Origin of the sequence: Aeromonas sobria (assembly GCF_000820145.1) — a bacterium.
Classification (GTDB): Bacteria; Pseudomonadota; Gammaproteobacteria; order Enterobacterales; family Aeromonadaceae; genus Aeromonas; species Aeromonas sobria.
Map to the genome: position 1 here is coordinate 203,640 of NZ_CDBW01000017.1, position 16,391 is coordinate 220,030.

The following is a 16,391-nucleotide window of genomic DNA, read 5'->3' on the forward strand; positions in this document are numbered from 1 at the left end:
TTGATGCTGCCACAATCAGCGATATTGGATGCAGTTACAACTGTCAAATCTGACAAGGTCGGGAAAAATCAGGAGGATGGCAGAAAGCGAAAGCCCGGCGCGAGGCCGGGTTTTCTTGAATGATGGTGGAGGGAGAAGGATTCGAACCTTCGAAGGCAGAGCCGTCAGATTTACAGTCTGATCCCTTTGGCCGCTCGGGAACCCCTCCACAGGGGTAAAGCATATGTTATTCGGCCATATCAATCTGGAAAATGGTGGAGGGAGAAGGATTCGAACCTTCGAAGGCAGAGCCGTCAGATTTACAGTCTGATCCCTTTGGCCGCTCGGGAACCCCTCCACGGGGTATTTCCTGATTGTCACTACTTTCGCACTTGAATGGTGGAGGGAGAAGGATTCGAACCTTCGAAGGCAGAGCCGTCAGATTTACAGTCTGATCCCTTTGGCCGCTCGGGAACCCCTCCCCAAGTGCGAGGCGCATACTAGCAGATCCCCAGCGTTTGTGAACCCCTGACAGGCTGATATGACAGTAAAAAATGACTGTTCGTTGTTTTTTGATACAGCAAGCTCAAAATTCAAACTTATCAGCTAGTTGTAAGCTGATTTTCTGCGCAAACCCGCACAGTACAGCTTGGCGAACGTGGTGAAGAGGAGGCCAATAGCAGAAGACCGCCAGTGTCGGCGGTCTTTTCGGGCATCACATTTAGCGCTGGAACGGATAGATGGATCCGAGTTTGAGGATCTGGGTCAGCTCGTCCAGCGCGCTGCGGGACTCCTGCACCAGTGACGGATCCCGCAGGTCATCGAGGCTCAGACGGTCGCGGTAGTGGCGATCGGCCCAGTTGTCGAGGCGGGCGAACTGGCGGTCGTTGATAAGGCAGGCCGGATTGACGGCGGCGAGCTCGGCGTCGTTCATGGCAACCCGCAGCCGCAGGCAGGCCGGGCCGCCACCATTGCGCATGCTCTGTTTTACATCCATGTAGTGCACAGCCTTGATCGGGGTGTCCTGCGTCAGCAGCTTGTCGAGATAGGCCGAGACCGCCGGATTGTCGCGGCACTCGGTGGGGGCAATGATCGCCATCTCGCCATTGGGCAGGGTGAGGATCTGGGTGTTGAACAGGTAGGATTTCACCGCATCCAGCACCGAGACCTCGGCGGTCGGCACTTCGATAAAGTGCAGATCTCCTTCGCCAAACTTGCCGCTGATCTCGGCCAGCACCTCATCGGTGGATAGGAAAGCCTGCTGATGGAAGAACAGTACGTTCTGGTTGCCCACCGCGATCACGTCGTTGTGAAACACCCCCTGATCGATGACCTCCGGGTTCTGCTGGATAAACACCACGCTCTCCTCGCCCAGGCCGTGCAGGCGGGCGATGGCCTGGCTCGCTTCCAGTGTCTGGCGAGCCGGGTAGCGCTTTGGCGCCGGGCGGGAGTGGTCGAAGGCACTGCGGCCATAGACGAACAGCTCAACCCCCGCTTCGCCATAGGCGCGGCAGAGCCGAGTGTGGTTGGCAGCCCCCTCGTCGCCGAAATGATCATTTTCCGGCAGATGGAGGTGGTGGCTGAAGTGGCGATCGTTGTTGAACACCGCGCGCAGGATGCGGCCGGTGACATCCGGCTCGAGGGAGCGGTGAAACTTGTTGGTCAGGTTGGCAGGGGTGAAGTGAATGCGGCCATCCCGGGTATCGGCACTGGGGGAGACAGTGGCGGCGTTGGCGGTCCACATGCTGGAGGCCGAATAGCAGGCTGCCAGCACGGCGGGAGCCTGTTTGGCGGCCTGCTCCAGCACCCGGGCATCGTTGCCGGTGAAGCCGAGGCGGCGCAGGGTGGCGAGATCGGGGCGCTCCTGTGGCGCCAGAACTCCCTGGGTCATGCCAAGGTCGGTCAGCGCCTTCATCTTGCGTAGCCCCTGTTTGGCGGCCTCTTTCGGATTGGAGGCTTCCTGGGCATTGCTCTGGGAGGCAACGTTGCCGTAAGAGAGTCCGGCGTAGTTATGGGTCGGGCCGACCAGACCGTCGAAATTGACCTCGAAGTGCTTCATTGAGTACATCCTTTTCGATTTTTATGAGAGGTTGCGGTTCCTTCCGCGCGTGCTGCGTCGGGGTTGGGCCATTATAAGGAGATTTTATTTTTTTGTAACAAGCCGGTAACTAGCAGCCGCTTTTATGTCGTTTCAGATATAAAAAGAGGGGCGGTATGGCAGAAAAATGAAAAAGCGGTTGCGTCTGGCCCGCAGCCTTCGCATTAATAAATAAAGACGCAATAAAAGATGTAATGCGGTTCGGGCTGGTCAGGCAAATTTGCTCACAAGATTGCTTTTTCGCGCCAAATCTCTTATACAGCCCCACAAAACCGCACACCAACCCCGTCGGGTGCAATGAGGATAATAGTTACAGCATGGGCAAATCACTGGTCATAGTGGAGTCTCCGGCCAAGGCCAAGACGATCAACAAATATCTGGGCAAGGACTACGTGGTGAAATCCAGCGTCGGTCATGTTCGCGATCTGCCCACCAGTGGCAGCGCCAGCACCGAGCCCAAGAAACCTGTCATTCGCGGCATCAAGTTGAGCGAAACCGAGAAGGCTGCCAAGGATCGCAAGGCTCTGTTCGCCCGGATGGGTATCAATCCGACCGCTGGCTGGCAGGCTAACTACCAGATTTTGCCCGGCAAGGAGAAGGTGGTCAGCGAGTTGCAAGCGTTGGCTGAAAAAGCTGACATCATCTATCTCGCAACCGACTTGGATAGAGAAGGAGAGGCGATCGCCTGGCACCTGCGCGAGATCATCGGAGGTGACGACAGCCGCTATAAGCGGGTGGTGTTCAACGAGATCACCAAGAGCGCCATCCAGGAGGCGTTTGCTCAGCCATCCGAGCTGAACATCCACCGTGTCAATGCCCAGCAGGCCCGTCGTTTCCTCGATCGGGTGGTGGGTTACATGGTCTCTCCGCTGTTGTGGAAGAAGCTGGCTCGCGGTCTTTCTGCGGGTCGAGTGCAGTCCGTAGCGGTGCGCCTCATCGTCGATAAAGAGCGTGAAATCAAGGCGTTCGTACCGGTCGAGTTTTGGGATCTTAATGCCGACCTGCTGACCGGTGAGCAGTCTGCCCTGCGTATGGAAGTGGTCAGCCGCAACGGCGCCGACTTCAAGCCGGTGACCCAGGCCGAGACCTTCGCTGCCGTGGCTGCCCTGGAAGGGGTCGATTACAAGGTAGTGAACCGGGAAGACAAGCCGACTGGCTCCAAGCCGTCCGCGCCGTTCATTACCTCCACCTTGCAGCAGGCGGCCTCTACCCGCCTGAGCTTCGGGGTGAAGAAGACCATGATGATGGCCCAGCGTCTCTATGAGGCGGGTTACATCACCTACATGCGTACTGACTCCACCAACCTCAGCAAAGAGGCGGTCGAAGCGCTGCGTGAATACATTGGTGAGCAGTATGGCGCAGCCTATCTGCCCGCTGAACCGCTGCTCTATGGTGCCAAGGCGGGAGCCCAGGAAGCGCACGAGGCGATCCGTCCCTCCAGCGTGCTGGTCACGGCCGAAATGCTGGAAGGGATGGAACCGGATGCCATGCGTCTGTACGATCTCATCTGGCGTCAGTTTGTCGCCTGTCAGATGACCCCGGCCCAGTACGACTCCTCTACCCTGACCGTCAAGGCCGGTGAGTTCGAGCTCAAGGCCCGTGGCCGTATCTTGCGCTTCGCTGGTTGGACCAAGGCGCTGCCGCCGATGGGTCGCAAAGGCGACGACAGCCAGCTGCCTGCGGTGACCGTGGGCGAGGTGTTGAAGCTGGTCCAGCTGGATCTGCGCCAGCACTTCACCAAGCCGCCTGCACGCTTTACCGAAGCGGCGCTGGTTCGCGAGCTGGAAAAACGTGGCATCGGCCGTCCTTCCACTTACGCCTCCATCATCTCCACTATCGTCGATCGTGGTTATGTGCGGGTCGAGAGCCGCCGCTTCTTCGCCGAGAAGATGGGTGAGATTGTCACCGATCGTCTGGTGGAAAACTTCGTCGAGCTGATGAACTACGAGTTCACCGCCAAGATGGAAGACAAGCTCGATGGCGTTGCTGAAGGGAGCCTGGAGTGGAAGCAGGTGCTGGACAGCTTCTACGCCGAGTTTACTCAAGAGCTGGAAAAAGCGGACAAGCCATCAGAAGAGGGAGGCATGCGTGCCAACCAGATGGTGATGACCGATATAGATTGCCCGGATTGCAGCCGCAAGATGGGGATCCGTACCGCCACTACCGGTGTGTTCCTCGGCTGCTCCGGTTATGCCCTGCCGCCGAAAGAGCGTTGCAAGAAGACTATCAACCTGGTCTCCGCCGACGAGTTTGTCTCCACCACCGACGGGGATGAGGCCGAAACCGAAGCGCTGCGCGCCAAGCACCGCTGCGAAGTCTGCGGCACCGCGATGGATGCCTACATCATCGATGACAGCCGCAAGCTGCACGTCTGTGGTCGCAACCCTGACTGCGATGGCTACGAAATCGAAAAAGGCCAGTTCAAGCTCAAGGGCTACGAAGGGCCGAGCATCGAGTGCGACCGTTGCGGCAGCGAGATGCAGCTCAAGAACGGCCGTTTCGGCAAGTACATGGGTTGCACCAACGAAACCTGCAAGAACACCCGCAAGATCCTGAAAAACGGCGACATCGCACCGCCGAAAGAGGATCCGGTGCCGCTGCCTGAGCTCAAGTGCACCCAGTCCGATGCTTACTTCGTGCTGCGTGACGGTGCGGCCGGTCTGTTCCTGGCGGCCAGCAACTTCCCCAAATCCCGCGAGACTCGCGCGCCGCTGGTGGAAGAGCTGCAACGCTTCAAGGATCGCATCTCGGCCAAGCACAAGTATCTGGCCGGTGCCCCGCTCACCGATCCGGATGGCAACCCCGCCATCGTGCGCTTCAGTCGCAAGACCAAGGAGCAGTACGTGATGAGCGAGGTTAACGGCAAGGCGACTGGCTGGACCGCGCACTACGACAACGGCACCTGGCAACAGAGCTTGCCCAAGCCGAAGAAGGCGTGATGAAAAGAGGCCCCGACAAGGGGCCTCTTTGCTTATGGATAGCGGTATACTGAGACAGCTGCAAGGAGTGCAGCTGTCGTCAATCGCGAAGTACACAAGGAGGTTGAGATGGAGATTAACGAGATCCGGCCGGGCATGAGCTGCATGACTCGGGAAGGGGCGGCCTATGTGCTGGAGGTGGACCGGCAGAGCCTGCTGGTGCTGCTGCAGCGTGAGGACGAGACCATACCGGTGCAGGTGCGCAGCGACGAGATCCTGGCGCCGCTGGAGTGATCCGGCAGTGACCCCCTCAAAACGGCAGTAGAAAAAGCAGCTCGGCCAAGTCGGGCTGCCATTGCCACTCCTTCATGCTGATCCGCCCGCCGATCACCGGTACCCCCTCTTGTTGCAATCGTCCCGTCTGCTCGGCAAAGCCTTGCGACCCTTTGGGTAACGAGATAGTGCCCGCGGCGCCCAATACCCGATGCCACGGCAGTACCTTGTCGGTTTCCCGCAATACCTTGCCCACCAGTCTTGCCCGTCCGGGCAGCCCGGCCAGATCGGCCACCTGACCATAACTGACTACCTTGCCCGCCGGGATCAGGGCGATGATCGCCTCGATTCTTGCCACTTTTTCATGGGAGGGGTGAAACATGGATGCCTGTTATTACGGTGGTACGGATGGGCCATTGTGGCCTCTTGGCGGGGCCGCGAGCAAGAGTGCGGGGAGGGGGCGTAATATCGGACATCAGGGCTGGCGGGGGCTGAAATGAAAAAAGGCGGCCAAGCGGCCGCCAAATAGAGACAACATTACCTCTGTGGCATCCGGTAGCGCACCTGCAACTGATCGAGGATCTGCAGCTGGCCCGGCAGGCGGGCGGCGAAGTGATCCCAGCCCTTGTGGGCAGGATCGCTCCAGGCCACCTCGGCCGTGGCCAGCATGCGCGGGAACAACATGTAGTCGAGACGATCACGAGAGGTGATCAATTCTGACCACAAGGGGCTCAACACCCCGAGGATGTTATCGTTGGCATGGAAATCGGCTGGCGCAGGATCGCAAGCATAGACCTGCTCCAGATTGAGGGTCCCCGCCCAGTAGAGGCCGGGTTCATGAATGTCCTGGCTCCAGGCCAGATCCAGATAGAGAGACTGGGCGGGCGCCATCACCACCGGATAACCGGCTGCAGCAGCATCCAGCCCCGCCTGGAAGCTGGTCCAGGCACAGACGGCGGCGTTGCGGCTCACCTTGTCGCCGTGCAGGATCTCCTCCCAGCCGATCATCCGCTTGCCCTTGTCGGCCAGATAACGCTGGCAGTGGCGCAGCAGATGGCCCTGCAGCTCGCGGCAGTCGGAGTAGCCCTGTTCGGCCATCAGCTGCTGGCAGGCGGGGCTGTCGGTCCAGACCCCGGTCGGCACCTCGTCACCCCCCATGTGGATCTGCGGGCCGGGGAAGAGCTCGCACACCTCGTCCAGCACCGCCTCCAGAAAGCGGTAGGTGCCGGGCAGGGCGGGGTTGAGCACGTTGTCATCGAAATGCTGGACCGAGAGGTAGCGGGAGTGATCCGCCGCCTCCACCAGCAGCTCCGGCAGCGCCTTGATGGCGGCGTGGCAGTGGCCCGGAATGTCGATCTCGGGAATGACGGTAATGCCGAGCTCACCGGCATAGCTCACCAGCTCCTTCACCTCGCTCTGGGTGTAGTAGCCGCCATAGGGTTCGGCGCCGCCGCTGAGCTGGGGGCCGATCGCCAGATCGTGGCCGCGCCAGGCGCCCACGTCGGTCAGTGCAGGGAAGGCCTTGATCTCGATCCGCCACCCCTCGTCATCGGTCAGATGCCAGTGGAAGCGGTTGAACTTGTAGAGGCTCATCAGTTTGAGCAGGCGCTTGATGGTTGCCGGGTTGTGGAAGTGGCGGGCGCAGTCGAGAAAAATGCCGCGAAAACCGAAGCGCGGGGCATCCTCCAGCGTGACGCAGGGCAGGCTTTCGCCATGTTGCAGATACCACTGGGCCAGAGTCACCAGCCCGTGGCGCCAGCCCGCTTCGTCGGCGGCGGCAATCACCACCTCCTGCGGCGTGATGGTGAGATGGTAGGCTTCGGGGGCCAGTTTGGCCTCGGTCAGCCGGATTTCAGCGTCGTGATCCTGCTCCAGCGCCAGCGATGTCAGCTCGTTGAAGTGGGCCAGCAGCTTCGGCACATCGCGGGGGGCGCTGACATGGGCCCGTTCGGCCAGTCGGAAGTTCCCCTCCAGCAGCACCAGATGGGCTGGTTGCGGCACTATGCCGTAGAGAGGTTCGTCGCACTGGGGGTCGACCTCAGGCAGGTCGGGGCGGGTGACCGGCGGGTTTTCCAGCCCGAGCTCCTGCGCTGCCAGCGTCACCGGCAGCAGCTGGGCGCCGGTAGTGGCTTCCGGCAAGCTGAGAAAGAACCCCTGCGGCATGTCGGAGAGCTTCTTGATGGGGGTCTGGCGGCAGCAAAAGCGCAGCTCGCAGCTGCCAGCGTTCGGGACAATCACTTTGTAGCTGCCGCTTTGGCGCTCCAGCTCGCCCCCTTGCAAAGAGTCGGGGTCGATATGGCGGGCCAGACAGAAGTGCAGCTTCCACCGGGTGCCCGGCAAGCTGGACAAGGCGAAGGTGAACCAGACATCCTCGGCGTCACGTCGGGCGACCTGGGTGTGGATCAGGGGTGTAGACATGGAAAATCCTCTGATTGGGCAAACAGGATGGCACCATCGAGCGCATCTGCCTGGGGGGGGATCAGGTTGAGCTGGCCGAGACGGGGAGCGAGGCGGGTGCCAATTCCCCCCAGCAGGGCGATTTGTCTGGCACCGAGCTGGGTCATCCCCTCCAGCAGGATCCGCAGCTGTTCGCAGGTTTCGTCCAGCAGCTGGTTGGCGAGCTCGTCACCATCACTGGCGGCATCGAACACCCAGGGGGCAAAGTGGCCATAGTCCGCCGGAATGGCGCGGGCGGCCCAGCGCACCACCTCCGCCTGATCCCGCTTGAAGCGATCAAGCAGCCGCACCGCCAGCGTGCTGGGGGGCAGAATGCCGTCGTGGCAGAGCAGGGATTGCTGGATGGCGCGCAGCCCCAGCCAGGCGCCGCTGCCTATGTCTGAAATAGGGAAGCCGCGGCCGGAGCAGGTGCGGATCTGCCCCTCCTGATAGACCAGCCCCGCTGAACCGGTACCGGCGATCAGAATGGCTCCTTCACGGCCACCAAAGGCGCCGAGGCAGGCACCGAAGGCATCGGAGGTGAGCCTGACGCTGGCAAAGGGGAAGGGCATCTCGAGCAGGGCGTGGTAGCAGTCGGCCAGCTCGGCGGAGGCGAGCGCCAGTCCGACCCCCATCTGCTGTTCGCACTCTATTCCGAGCCCGGCCGTGATCCGGGCGCTGGCAATGGCGGCCAGCACATTGGCGTGGGCATGGGCAATACCCAGCTCCAGATTGGAGCCGGCAGCGCGCCCTTCACCGAGCAGCTTGCCCGCTCGATCCCGAATGCGGGCGCGGGTGTGAGTACCTCCGCCATCGACGCCGACCCAGTACTCAATCATGGCGACCTCCCTGCTCATTTCGATCACTCAGGGCATTTTGCCAACTGATGGCCAGTGCAAACCAGGCGGCGTGGGGGATCCACTGCTCACCCCAGCGCCAGTTCTGATCCAGCCGATCCTTGTACTCCTGCGGGATAAAGGCCACCTCATTTTCGTCATCGAATCCGGCAGTGATGCCGTTGCAGATGCCCCCCTGCGCGTTGGGATAACCGGCGGTATAGGCGGGGTTGTTGATGCCGTGGCCCGCCAGCATGCAGGTGTTGAACGGGTTTTGCCCGAGGATCCAGTCGAGCTGGCGCTGGCCGTAAACCATCAGCGGCTGGCTCTGGCGGGGGAAGTGGCGGGCGGCGGCAAAGGCCATGGTCGCCAGCGACGCGAGGCGGGCGTTCTCCCCCTGCCACCAGTAACCGGATTCGTTGTGGTGGGGGATAAAGAAGCTGACGCGCGGCGCTTCATCCACCCCTTTCACATATTGGCGGGCGAGAGAGAAGGGGTTGCCCGCTCGGGCGGTCAGCGCCAGCTCGGCGGCCAGTGCCTGCTCCACCACGGTTTGTGCCCGGGCCTTGTGCCCCTGATCCGGCTCTACGCCTAGATATTCCAGCAGCGCCAGCACCGGCAGACCCGCTTCGGCGGCGTGATAGTAGGGGCGCGAGCCATCCTCGTTGGCCGACCAGTAGTGACCCAGCTCCGGATGAGGGTGCTGGCGGGCGCAGAGCTTGCTGGCGCGGGCTCTCGCCTCGGCCAGCCACTCGCAGCCGAAGGTGCGGGTCAGCTCCACCGCCGCCAGCAGGGCGCAGTAGTCGTCGATGATGTTCTCGCAACCATCGTCCAGATAGGCGAGGTTGTGCTCGTACAGGTGCTGGTAGCCGCGTTTGGCCGCCTCGGCATAGCGGCTGGCATCGAAGTCGCCGCTGACGCTCTCGCGGGCGGCGCGGGCCAGCGCGGCGATGGCCATGCCACCCCCTTGGCGGAAACCGGCCTGCCAGTTTGCGGATTTGATCCCCTGCTGGGTGGCATAGGCGCACAGCTCGCGCTGGGCGGGGTCCTTGCTCCACTTGTCGAACAGGGTCATGAAGAAGAAGCCCGACTCATCCTGCATCCGGCAGAGGAAATCGGCGCCATGCAGCGCCTCGTCATTGAGCCGCTTGCAGAGGTTCACTCCGTCGATATCGCGGCGTGGCGCCAGCAGTTCGCGGCATTTGAGCAGGGCCCACACTACCATGGGGGTCTGCTGGGGATTGAGGTAGTTGGCGTAGGAGAGGTGGCTCAGGTATTTGCTCATGTCGCCGCTGGCATCGAACCAGCCGCCGTGCACATCTTTGTGCTGGTCGGTACCAAACAGGCGGGCGCTGCGGTCGGCCCGATCGAAGGTGCCGCTGGCGCGCTGGCCCTTGAAGTAGTGAATGACGTCGGAGAGGCAGCGACTGGCCAGCAGATCCTGGCCGATGGCAAAGTGGGTAGAGCGGACAATGCGCTGCTCCGTAGCGGCTGCGCCTATGGGGGCAGTGATCGCCTCTAGCCGATAGTGGCCGGGCTCCTTGAATGCGGAGAAGTCGGCACGCCAGTAAGCGCGGCCCTGCCAGCCGGGGACACTGCCAGCCGCTTGTAGCGGGGTTTCAAACAGGATCTGGCCATCATCCTGGCGCAGCAGCCTGACATAGCCGCCGAGATCATGGGCGGGGGAGGTTTGCAGCAGGGCTACCTTGTGCCCGTCGCACTCGTAGCCCACTTGATTGATCAAGAGTTCCATCAAGGTATTACTCCTGTGGTTCACCGACGAACGGTGAGGCACATCACGGGGCTGTGGCTACCCCGTATCGAGGCATGGCCGGACAAGGCTGTCCGGCCGGTATAAGGCTCACCATCACTCGTAGAGGTAGCAGCGCACGAAGTGGTTGTCGGCAAGCTTGGTGATAGCAGGCAGGCTCTCCTTGCAGCGGGGCATCGCCTGATTGCAGCGTCCGGCAAACGGGCAACCGCAGGATTCCGGCGTCCAGAGCGGGATCTCCCCCCTGCGGCCACCCTCCAGCTCGGCGTGGATGCTCTTCTCGGGGTCGGGCACCGCCGAGATGAGCAGCTGGGTGTAGGGGTGCTGCGGGTGGTGCAGGATCTCGTCCACCTCGCCCCACTCCACCATGTGCCCCACATACATTACCGCCAGATCTTCCGCCACATAGCGGGCGGTGGCGATGTCGTGGGTGATGTAGAGCATGGAGACCCCCAGCTCGTTCTTCATCTGCTCCATCAGGTTGAGGATGCCGATGCGAATGGAGACGTCGAGCATGGAGGTGGGCTCGTCCGCCAGCACCACTTCCGCCTCCACCGCCAGATTGCGGGCGATGTTGACCCGCTGGCGCTGGCCGCCGGAGAGCTGGTGCGGATACTTGGCCGCCGTTGCCTTGGCGGGGGTCAACCCCACCTTCTCCAGCAGGGAGTAAACCATCTCCGGCAGATCTTTTTTATCGATCACCTTGCTGTGCAGCAGCAGGGGGCGGGCGATGTGGTGGTAGATGGTGTGGGTCGGGTTCAATGAACCGAACGGATCTTGCCACACCATCTGCACGCTCTGGCGATAGTCCAGCAGGGCGGTGCCCTTGTTGAACTCCTCCAGATCATGGCCGCGATAGAGAATGCGCCCGGCACTGAGCTTGTACATCTTGGCGATGATCTTGGCGATGGTGCTCTTGCCGGAGCCTGACTCCCCGACCACCGCCAGGGCGCGGCCCCGGTGCAGGTTGAAGGTGATGTCGGAGAGGGCCCGCATCTTGCCACTCTTGATGGCATTGGAGTTGATGGGGAAGTCCTTGTAGAGGTGCTGGACTTCGATGATGGGTGCATCGGTTTTGGCGATTTGCATGACAGACATCCTTAACAGCCAGCGGCCTTGTCCAGATAGATCACGGAATCTTGTTGCAGCCCCTGCTCTTCATAGAGGTGGCAGGCGGTCTGTTGCCCGGGGCGGATCTCGGCCAATTGGGTGTACTCCTGACGGCAGCGATCGTGCACCTTGTTGCAGCGAGCTTGAAAGCGGCAGCCGACCGGCACCTCCAGCAGGTTGAGCGGGGTGCCGGGGATCCCTTCCAGCACGGTTTTCGGGCCGTGCAGGGGCGGGAAGGAGTTGCCGAGCCCCTTGGTATAGGGGTGCAGTGGCGCGGTCAGGATCGCCTTGGAGGGGGCAACCTCAATCAGTTCACCCGCATACATGATGCCGATGCGATCGCAAAACTCCACCATCAAGGAGAGGTCGTGGGTGATGAACAGAATGGAGAAGTTGAACTTCTCTTTCAGGGCGTAGACCTTCTGCAGGATCTCCCGCTGCACCACCACATCCAGCGCCGTGGTCGGCTCGTCCATGATCAGCAGCTCTGGGTTGAGCGCCATGGCGATGGCGATCACCAGCCGCTGGCGCATGCCGCCGGAGAACTGGTGCGGGTAATCCTTGAGCCGGCTCGGATGGATGTCGACGATGGTCAACAACTCCTGAGCGCGTTTAATGGCCTCGTAGCGGGTCATGCCGGGGTTGTGGGCCAACAGCACGTCGCAGAACTGCTCCTCCATCCGCAGCACCGGGTTCAAGGCGTTCATGGCGGACTGGAACACCACCGACACCTGTTGCCAGCGGTAGGAGCGCAGCCGCTCCTCGTTGTAGTGGAGGATGTTCTCGCCCTTGAACAGGATCTCGCCGCCGCTGATGTAGGCGGGCGGCTTGTGCAGCCGGGCCACCGAGAAGGCGACGGTGGATTTGCCGCAGCCCGACTCACCGGCGAGACCGAAGATCTCGCCCTGTCTGATATCGAAGCTCACCGAGTTGACGGCGCGCACGTCGCCATTTTCGGTGATGTAGTCGACGCAAAGATTGCGTACTGACAGCAGGGGATGCTTGTTCATGCTGTCTTCTCCTGAGCTGCAGAGAGCGGTGTTGCGACCGGAGCGGCCAGTTTCTTCCAGCGATTGAGCCCTTTGTGGGAGCGCAGCTGCGGGTTGGCGATCTCGTCGATGGCGAAGTTGAGCAGGGCCAGGCCAGCCCCCAGGGTGGCGATGGCGAAGCAGGGTGCCAGGATCTCCCACCAGGCGCCGATCAGGATGGCACTGGAGGTCTGGGCGTTGTAGAGCATGATGCCCCAGCTCACTACGGTCGGGTCGCCGAGCCCCAGGAACTCCAGGGTCGCTTCGGTGACGATGGCGTAAATGATCGAGCCGATGAAGCTTACCCCTATGATTGAGATGAGGTTGGGCAGGATCTCCACCAGAATGATGCGCCAGGCCGGTTCACCCAGCACTTCGGCGGCGATGACGAACTCTTTCTCGCGCAGTGCCAGGGTCTGGGCACGGATGACCCGCGCACCATAGGCCCACGAGGTCAACCCTATTATCACGGCAATCACCGTCGGTGACGCCTCCCCGATAAAGCTCGCCAGCACCAGTAGCAAGGGGAGGTTGGGGATCACCAGCACCACGTTCATCAAAAAGGTGAGGCACTCATCGATCATGCCGCCGAAGTAACCGGCAGTGATGCCAATCGCCACCGCCAGGGTGCAGACCAGGATACCGGCGCTGAAGCCAACCAGCAGCGAGACCCGTGCACCGTTGGTGAACTGGGCCCAGATATCGTGGCCCATGCGGGTGGATCCCATCACGAACTCGGCACTGGGCGGCTGGTGCGGGCGAGCCACCCGTTTGGTCGGCTCGTTGCTGGCTAGTATCGGGGCAAAGATGGCCATCAACACGAAGGCTACTACTATGGCGAGGCCGCAGGCGGCTTTGCGGTTGCCCAACAAGATTTTCAGAATAGTCGGCATACGCATCTTATTTGCCTCCTGAACGCAGACGGGGATCCAGGAAGACGTAGAGCACGTCGGCCAGGAAGTTAAAGGTGAGCATGGTGATGGTCATGATGAGCAGCTGCCCCTGAATAAGCGGGTAGTCGCGCGCCAGAATGCCCTGATAGAGGGTCAGTCCCAGCCCCGGGTAGTTGAAAATAACCTCGGTGATGAGGGAGCCACCGATGACGAAACCGAGCGCCATGGAGAGGGCGGTGACGCTGGGCAGAATGGCGTTGCGGGCGCCGTAGTTGAAGATCACCCGGTTGCTGGAGAGCCCCTTGGCCTTGGCCATGGTGATGTAATCCTCACCGAGCAGGTTGATCATGTTGTTGCGCATGGTGATGAGGAAGCCCCCCACCTGCACGATGGCCAGGGTCAGCACCGGCATGATGGCGTGGGTCATGATGCTCTTGATGTGCTCCCAGCCCCAGTCAGCCGGGATCTCCGGGCTGTAGGCATAACCGATGGGCAGCCACTCGAGGCTGACCCCGAACAGGAACAGGGCGAGCAGGGAGACCACCACCGGCGGAATGGCCTGCATCACCAGGGTGAGCGGGGAGAGAATACTGTCCATCCGGCCACCGCGATACCAGGCGGCGAAGATGCCGACGATGGAACCGATGGAGAAGCTCAGAATGGTGGAGGTGCCGACCAGAAACAGGGTCCAGCCAATGGCACGGCCCAGCACGTCAGAGACCTGCTGCGGGTAGAAACGCACCGAGGTGCCGAGATCCCAGGTGAAGACGCTCTTCACATAGGTGAGAAATTGGGTGCCGATGGGGCCGTCAACAAAACCGAAGGTGGCTTTGAGGGCTTCCAGGGCGGCGGGTTCCATCATGGCGCCAGCGCGGGCAAACATCACGGAGACAGGATCCCCAGGCATGGCTCGAGGTAACAGGAAGTTGATGGTGGCGGCTACCAGAAAGGCAACCAGGTAGAAGGAAAAGCGTCTCAGAATGAATCCCATGATAGTACCTTTTACTGCAAGCCTGCCCCGCGTCGGGTATAGCTACCCCAACCCCGGCAGAGCCGGGCAAGAAGGGGATTAACGGGGAAGATGGCCCCCCGCAGGGGGCCGGGATTGTTTAGCTGTTTGGCTTGAGGGACAACACGTGCAGCAGACGCTCAGGGGTGTCCGGGTGGAGCTGAGGTTTGGCTACCGGGTTATCAGCACTGAACCAGCCGTTGAAGCGCTTGGTGCTGTACTCATACCAGGTCGGGTTGTTGAAGACCGGAATGATGGTCTGGTTGGCACCAACACGATCCTGGATGGCGAACATGATCTCCTTCTGCTTGGCCGCATCGGCGGTCTGGGTAAAGTCATCGATCAGCTGGTCGAGGGCCGGATCCTTGAAACGGGGCGCGGCGAAGCGGTTGCCACGGTCACCCATGTTGCGGGAGTGGAACGCGGTCTCGAAGTACTTGTGCGGGTTGGCCCCGGCAAAGTAGCCCTGCAGCGCCACGTCAAAGTCACCAGTGATCAGGTTCTCGGTCCAGACGGTTGCTTCCGGGGTGGAGGTCTTGGCGTTCAGACCCAGTGCCTGCAGCCCTTCTACGCCGATCTGTACTGTGTTGACCCAGTCAGTCCAGCCGTTCGGCACCAGTACCTTGAACTCGATCTTTTTGCAGCTCGGGGTGTCGAGGAACTTGTCGCCGTCACAATCCTTGTAACCGGCCTCTTTCAGCATGGCCTTGGCGGCTTCCAGATCGAACTTGTTGTACTTGCCGTACTTCTTGTCCACTTCCGGGTTGTTCCAAGAGTCGAAGGCTTTGCCCAGACCTGACGGGTATTCGTTGACAGTGGGGTAGCCGTAGCCCGCGATATCCACCATGGACTGGCGGTCCATCGCCATGGAGAAGGCGCGACGGAAGTTGATGTCGTTGAAGGCTTCGTTGTTGCCCGGGTTCTTGGTCTGGAAGTTGACGTTGAACGCCACGGTACCGGAGGCCGGGAACCAGTATTTGTTGTTCTTCGGATCGTTGCCGACATAGAGGCGCTCGATATCCGGTACGAAGGAGCCGAACCAGTCGATGTCACCCTTCATGACCGCTGCCAGCACCTGGTCGTTGGTGGCCATTTGCGGCATACGCAGGCAGTCGATGGCCAGGTTGGCGTTATCCCAGTAGTGCGGGTTGCGGCACTGGGTATAGAGCTGGGCGGAGAAGTTGTCCACTTCGGTGAATGGGCCGGTACCGACCGGTTTATCGTTGGTGAAGGCAACCGGGTCTTTCACCGATTTCCACTGATGCTCCGGCACTATGGGCACCAGCACCAGATCATTCACCACGTTGGTGTTGACCTCGGTCAGGTCGAACTTGACCTTGTTGGGGGCCAGCTTCTCGACGCTCTTGATCTGGGTCCAGATTGAGCGCTCATCCAGCGCCTTGTTGGCCTTGACCAGATTGAAGGAGAAGATGATGTCATCGGCATCAAAGGCTTCGCCGTCAGACCACTTCACGCCATCACGCAGATCGAAGGTGACGGATTTCAGGTCATCGCTGAACGCATAGTTGGTGGCCAGACGATAGACGGGTTTACCCCCTTGCATATCGTTGAAGATCACCAGCGGTTCATAGATGAAGTGGCGGGTAGTGTGCAGCAGGCCCGCTTGCAGGAAGGGGTTGAAGTTCTTAACCCAGGCGGTCTCTTGTTGCGCGACCATGGTCAGTACGGTTTTGTTGTCTGCGGCCATGACGTTGCTGGCAGCGCCGGCAAGCATCATGGTTCCCAGCATTACAGCGGTAGAGATTTTGGATACTTTGGCAAGCATATGTTTTCCTTTCTTATTTTTTGGCATTCCTGAGGGATTCGCCTTGTTTTGTGTGAGCACCGACGTCGCATGCTGAGGAGGTCGGCCCTCGGTGTTGGTCAGGTGTCTAACCTTTGTCGTTCTGTTTTCCAACGCCCTTAGCAAACCAGACTTAACAGAAAAACAACAACTATTGATTTCGTTGTTTCCGTAAAAATCGACGAGGTTACGTCAAATTCGTCAAAATCCATTTTTATCAGTTTAAAATCATGGGT

At 60.7% G+C, this 16,391-nt stretch carries 12 protein-coding genes and 3 tRNA genes; 2 read left to right on the forward strand and 13 right to left on the reverse strand.

Annotated features, from left to right (window positions below; genetic code table 11):
• Positions 1–123: 123 nt before the first annotated feature.
• From BN1135_RS09555 to astB, 4 genes are all read right to left on the reverse strand, one after another.
• A tRNA-Tyr gene (locus BN1135_RS09555) sits at positions 124–208 on the reverse strand.
• A 44-nt stretch (positions 209–252) separates the two neighbouring features.
• Positions 253–337: transfer RNA gene (locus tag BN1135_RS09560), tRNA-Tyr, on the reverse strand.
• A 39-nt stretch (positions 338–376) separates the two neighbouring features.
• Positions 377–461 (reverse strand) — tRNA-Tyr (locus BN1135_RS09565).
• 239 nt (positions 462–700) lie between these two features.
• Positions 701–2,038, reverse strand: coding sequence for an N-succinylarginine dihydrolase (astB, locus tag BN1135_RS09570; RefSeq protein ID WP_042020600.1), 1,338 nt, complete (start codon positions 2,036–2,038; stop codon positions 701–703).
• Positions 2,039–2,394: 356 nt separating this feature from the next.
• Here astB and topA point away from each other — a divergent pair, with 356 nt between their 5' ends.
• Together topA and BN1135_RS22080 are read left to right on the forward strand one after the other, a co-directional pair.
• Positions 2,395–5,016, forward strand: a complete 2,622-nt coding sequence (gene topA, locus BN1135_RS09575; protein WP_042020602.1) for a type I DNA topoisomerase — start codon at positions 2,395–2,397, stop codon at positions 5,014–5,016.
• A gap of 108 nt (positions 5,017–5,124) precedes the next feature.
• Complete coding sequence (locus BN1135_RS22080; RefSeq protein WP_162850141.1) at positions 5,125–5,289, forward strand: hypothetical protein; 165 nt, start codon at positions 5,125–5,127, stop codon at positions 5,287–5,289.
• Between the two features lie 16 nt (positions 5,290–5,305).
• Here BN1135_RS22080 and BN1135_RS09580 read toward each other — a convergent pair whose 3' ends face one another.
• The 9 genes from BN1135_RS09580 to BN1135_RS09620 all read right to left on the reverse strand — a co-directional run bounded on the left by BN1135_RS09580 (position 5,306) and on the right by BN1135_RS09620 (position 16,137).
• Entirely contained in the window at positions 5,306–5,650 is a 345-nt protein-coding gene (locus tag BN1135_RS09580) for an MGMT family protein (RefSeq protein ID WP_042020604.1), read from the reverse strand.
• A gap of 155 nt (positions 5,651–5,805) precedes the next feature.
• Entirely contained in the window at positions 5,806–7,686 is a 1,881-nt protein-coding gene (locus BN1135_RS09585; RefSeq protein WP_042020606.1) for a beta-N-acetylhexosaminidase, read from the reverse strand.
• The gene (locus BN1135_RS09590) at positions 7,671–8,543 is read right to left on the reverse strand and encodes a glucosamine kinase nucleotide-binding domain-containing protein (protein ID WP_042020607.1); all 873 of its coding nucleotides are present in this window, start codon (positions 8,541–8,543) and stop codon (positions 7,671–7,673) included. The genes BN1135_RS09585 and BN1135_RS09590 overlap by 16 nt, the downstream gene beginning before the upstream one ends.
• Positions 8,536–10,293 carry a glycoside hydrolase family 9 protein gene (locus BN1135_RS09595; protein ID WP_042020608.1) on the reverse strand — a complete coding sequence of 586 codons (1,758 nt, stop codon included), beginning with the start codon at positions 10,291–10,293 and terminating at the stop codon, positions 8,536–8,538. Before BN1135_RS09595 ends, BN1135_RS09590 begins: the two co-directional genes overlap by 8 nt.
• Positions 10,294–10,407: 114 nt before the next feature.
• The gene (locus BN1135_RS09600; RefSeq protein WP_042020610.1) at positions 10,408–11,400 is read right to left on the reverse strand and encodes an ABC transporter ATP-binding protein; all 993 of its coding nucleotides are present in this window, start codon (positions 11,398–11,400) and stop codon (positions 10,408–10,410) included.
• Between the two features lie 11 nt (positions 11,401–11,411).
• Complete coding sequence (locus tag BN1135_RS09605; protein WP_042020612.1) at positions 11,412–12,431, reverse strand: ABC transporter ATP-binding protein; 1,020 nt, start codon at positions 12,429–12,431, stop codon at positions 11,412–11,414.
• Positions 12,428–13,348 carry an ABC transporter permease gene (locus BN1135_RS09610; protein ID WP_042020613.1) on the reverse strand — a complete coding sequence of 307 codons (921 nt, stop codon included), beginning with the start codon at positions 13,346–13,348 and terminating at the stop codon, positions 12,428–12,430. The genes BN1135_RS09605 and BN1135_RS09610 overlap by 4 nt, the downstream gene beginning before the upstream one ends.
• A 1-nt stretch (position 13,349) precedes the next feature.
• The gene (locus BN1135_RS09615; protein ID WP_042020615.1) at positions 13,350–14,333 is read right to left on the reverse strand and encodes an ABC transporter permease; all 984 of its coding nucleotides are present in this window, start codon (positions 14,331–14,333) and stop codon (positions 13,350–13,352) included.
• A 118-nt stretch (positions 14,334–14,451) separates the two neighbouring features.
• The gene (locus tag BN1135_RS09620; protein WP_042020617.1) at positions 14,452–16,137 is read right to left on the reverse strand and encodes an ABC transporter substrate-binding protein; all 1,686 of its coding nucleotides are present in this window, start codon (positions 16,135–16,137) and stop codon (positions 14,452–14,454) included.
• Positions 16,138–16,391: the final 254 nt, after the last annotated feature.

What these genes read in the sequence shown, in the direction of transcription:
- BN1135_RS09620 (WP_042020617.1), bottom strand. Translation starts at nt 16,137, where the DNA reads ATGCTTGCCAAAGTATCCAAAATCTCTACCGCTGTAATGCTGGGAACC.
- BN1135_RS09590 (WP_042020607.1), bottom strand. Translation starts at nt 8,543, where the DNA reads ATGATTGAGTACTGGGTCGGCGTCGATGGCGGAGGTACTCACACCCGC.
- BN1135_RS09610 (WP_042020613.1), bottom strand. Translation starts at nt 13,348, where the DNA reads ATGCGTATGCCGACTATTCTGAAAATCTTGTTGGGCAACCGCAAAGCC.
- topA (WP_042020602.1), top strand. Translation starts at nt 2,395, where the DNA reads ATGGGCAAATCACTGGTCATAGTGGAGTCTCCGGCCAAGGCCAAGACG.
- BN1135_RS09600 (WP_042020610.1), bottom strand. Translation starts at nt 11,400, where the DNA reads ATGCAAATCGCCAAAACCGATGCACCCATCATCGAAGTCCAGCACCTC.
- BN1135_RS09585 (WP_042020606.1), bottom strand. Translation starts at nt 7,686, where the DNA reads ATGTCTACACCCCTGATCCACACCCAGGTCGCCCGACGTGACGCCGAG.
- astB (WP_042020600.1), bottom strand. Translation starts at nt 2,038, where the DNA reads ATGAAGCACTTCGAGGTCAATTTCGACGGTCTGGTCGGCCCGACCCAT.
- BN1135_RS09595 (WP_042020608.1), bottom strand. Translation starts at nt 10,293, where the DNA reads ATGGAACTCTTGATCAATCAAGTGGGCTACGAGTGCGACGGGCACAAG.
- BN1135_RS09580 (WP_042020604.1), bottom strand. Translation starts at nt 5,650, where the DNA reads ATGTTTCACCCCTCCCATGAAAAAGTGGCAAGAATCGAGGCGATCATC.
- BN1135_RS09615 (WP_042020615.1), bottom strand. Translation starts at nt 14,333, where the DNA reads ATGGGATTCATTCTGAGACGCTTTTCCTTCTACCTGGTTGCCTTTCTG.
- BN1135_RS22080 (WP_162850141.1), top strand. Translation starts at nt 5,125, where the DNA reads ATGGAGATTAACGAGATCCGGCCGGGCATGAGCTGCATGACTCGGGAA.
- BN1135_RS09605 (WP_042020612.1), bottom strand. Translation starts at nt 12,431, where the DNA reads ATGAACAAGCATCCCCTGCTGTCAGTACGCAATCTTTGCGTCGACTAC.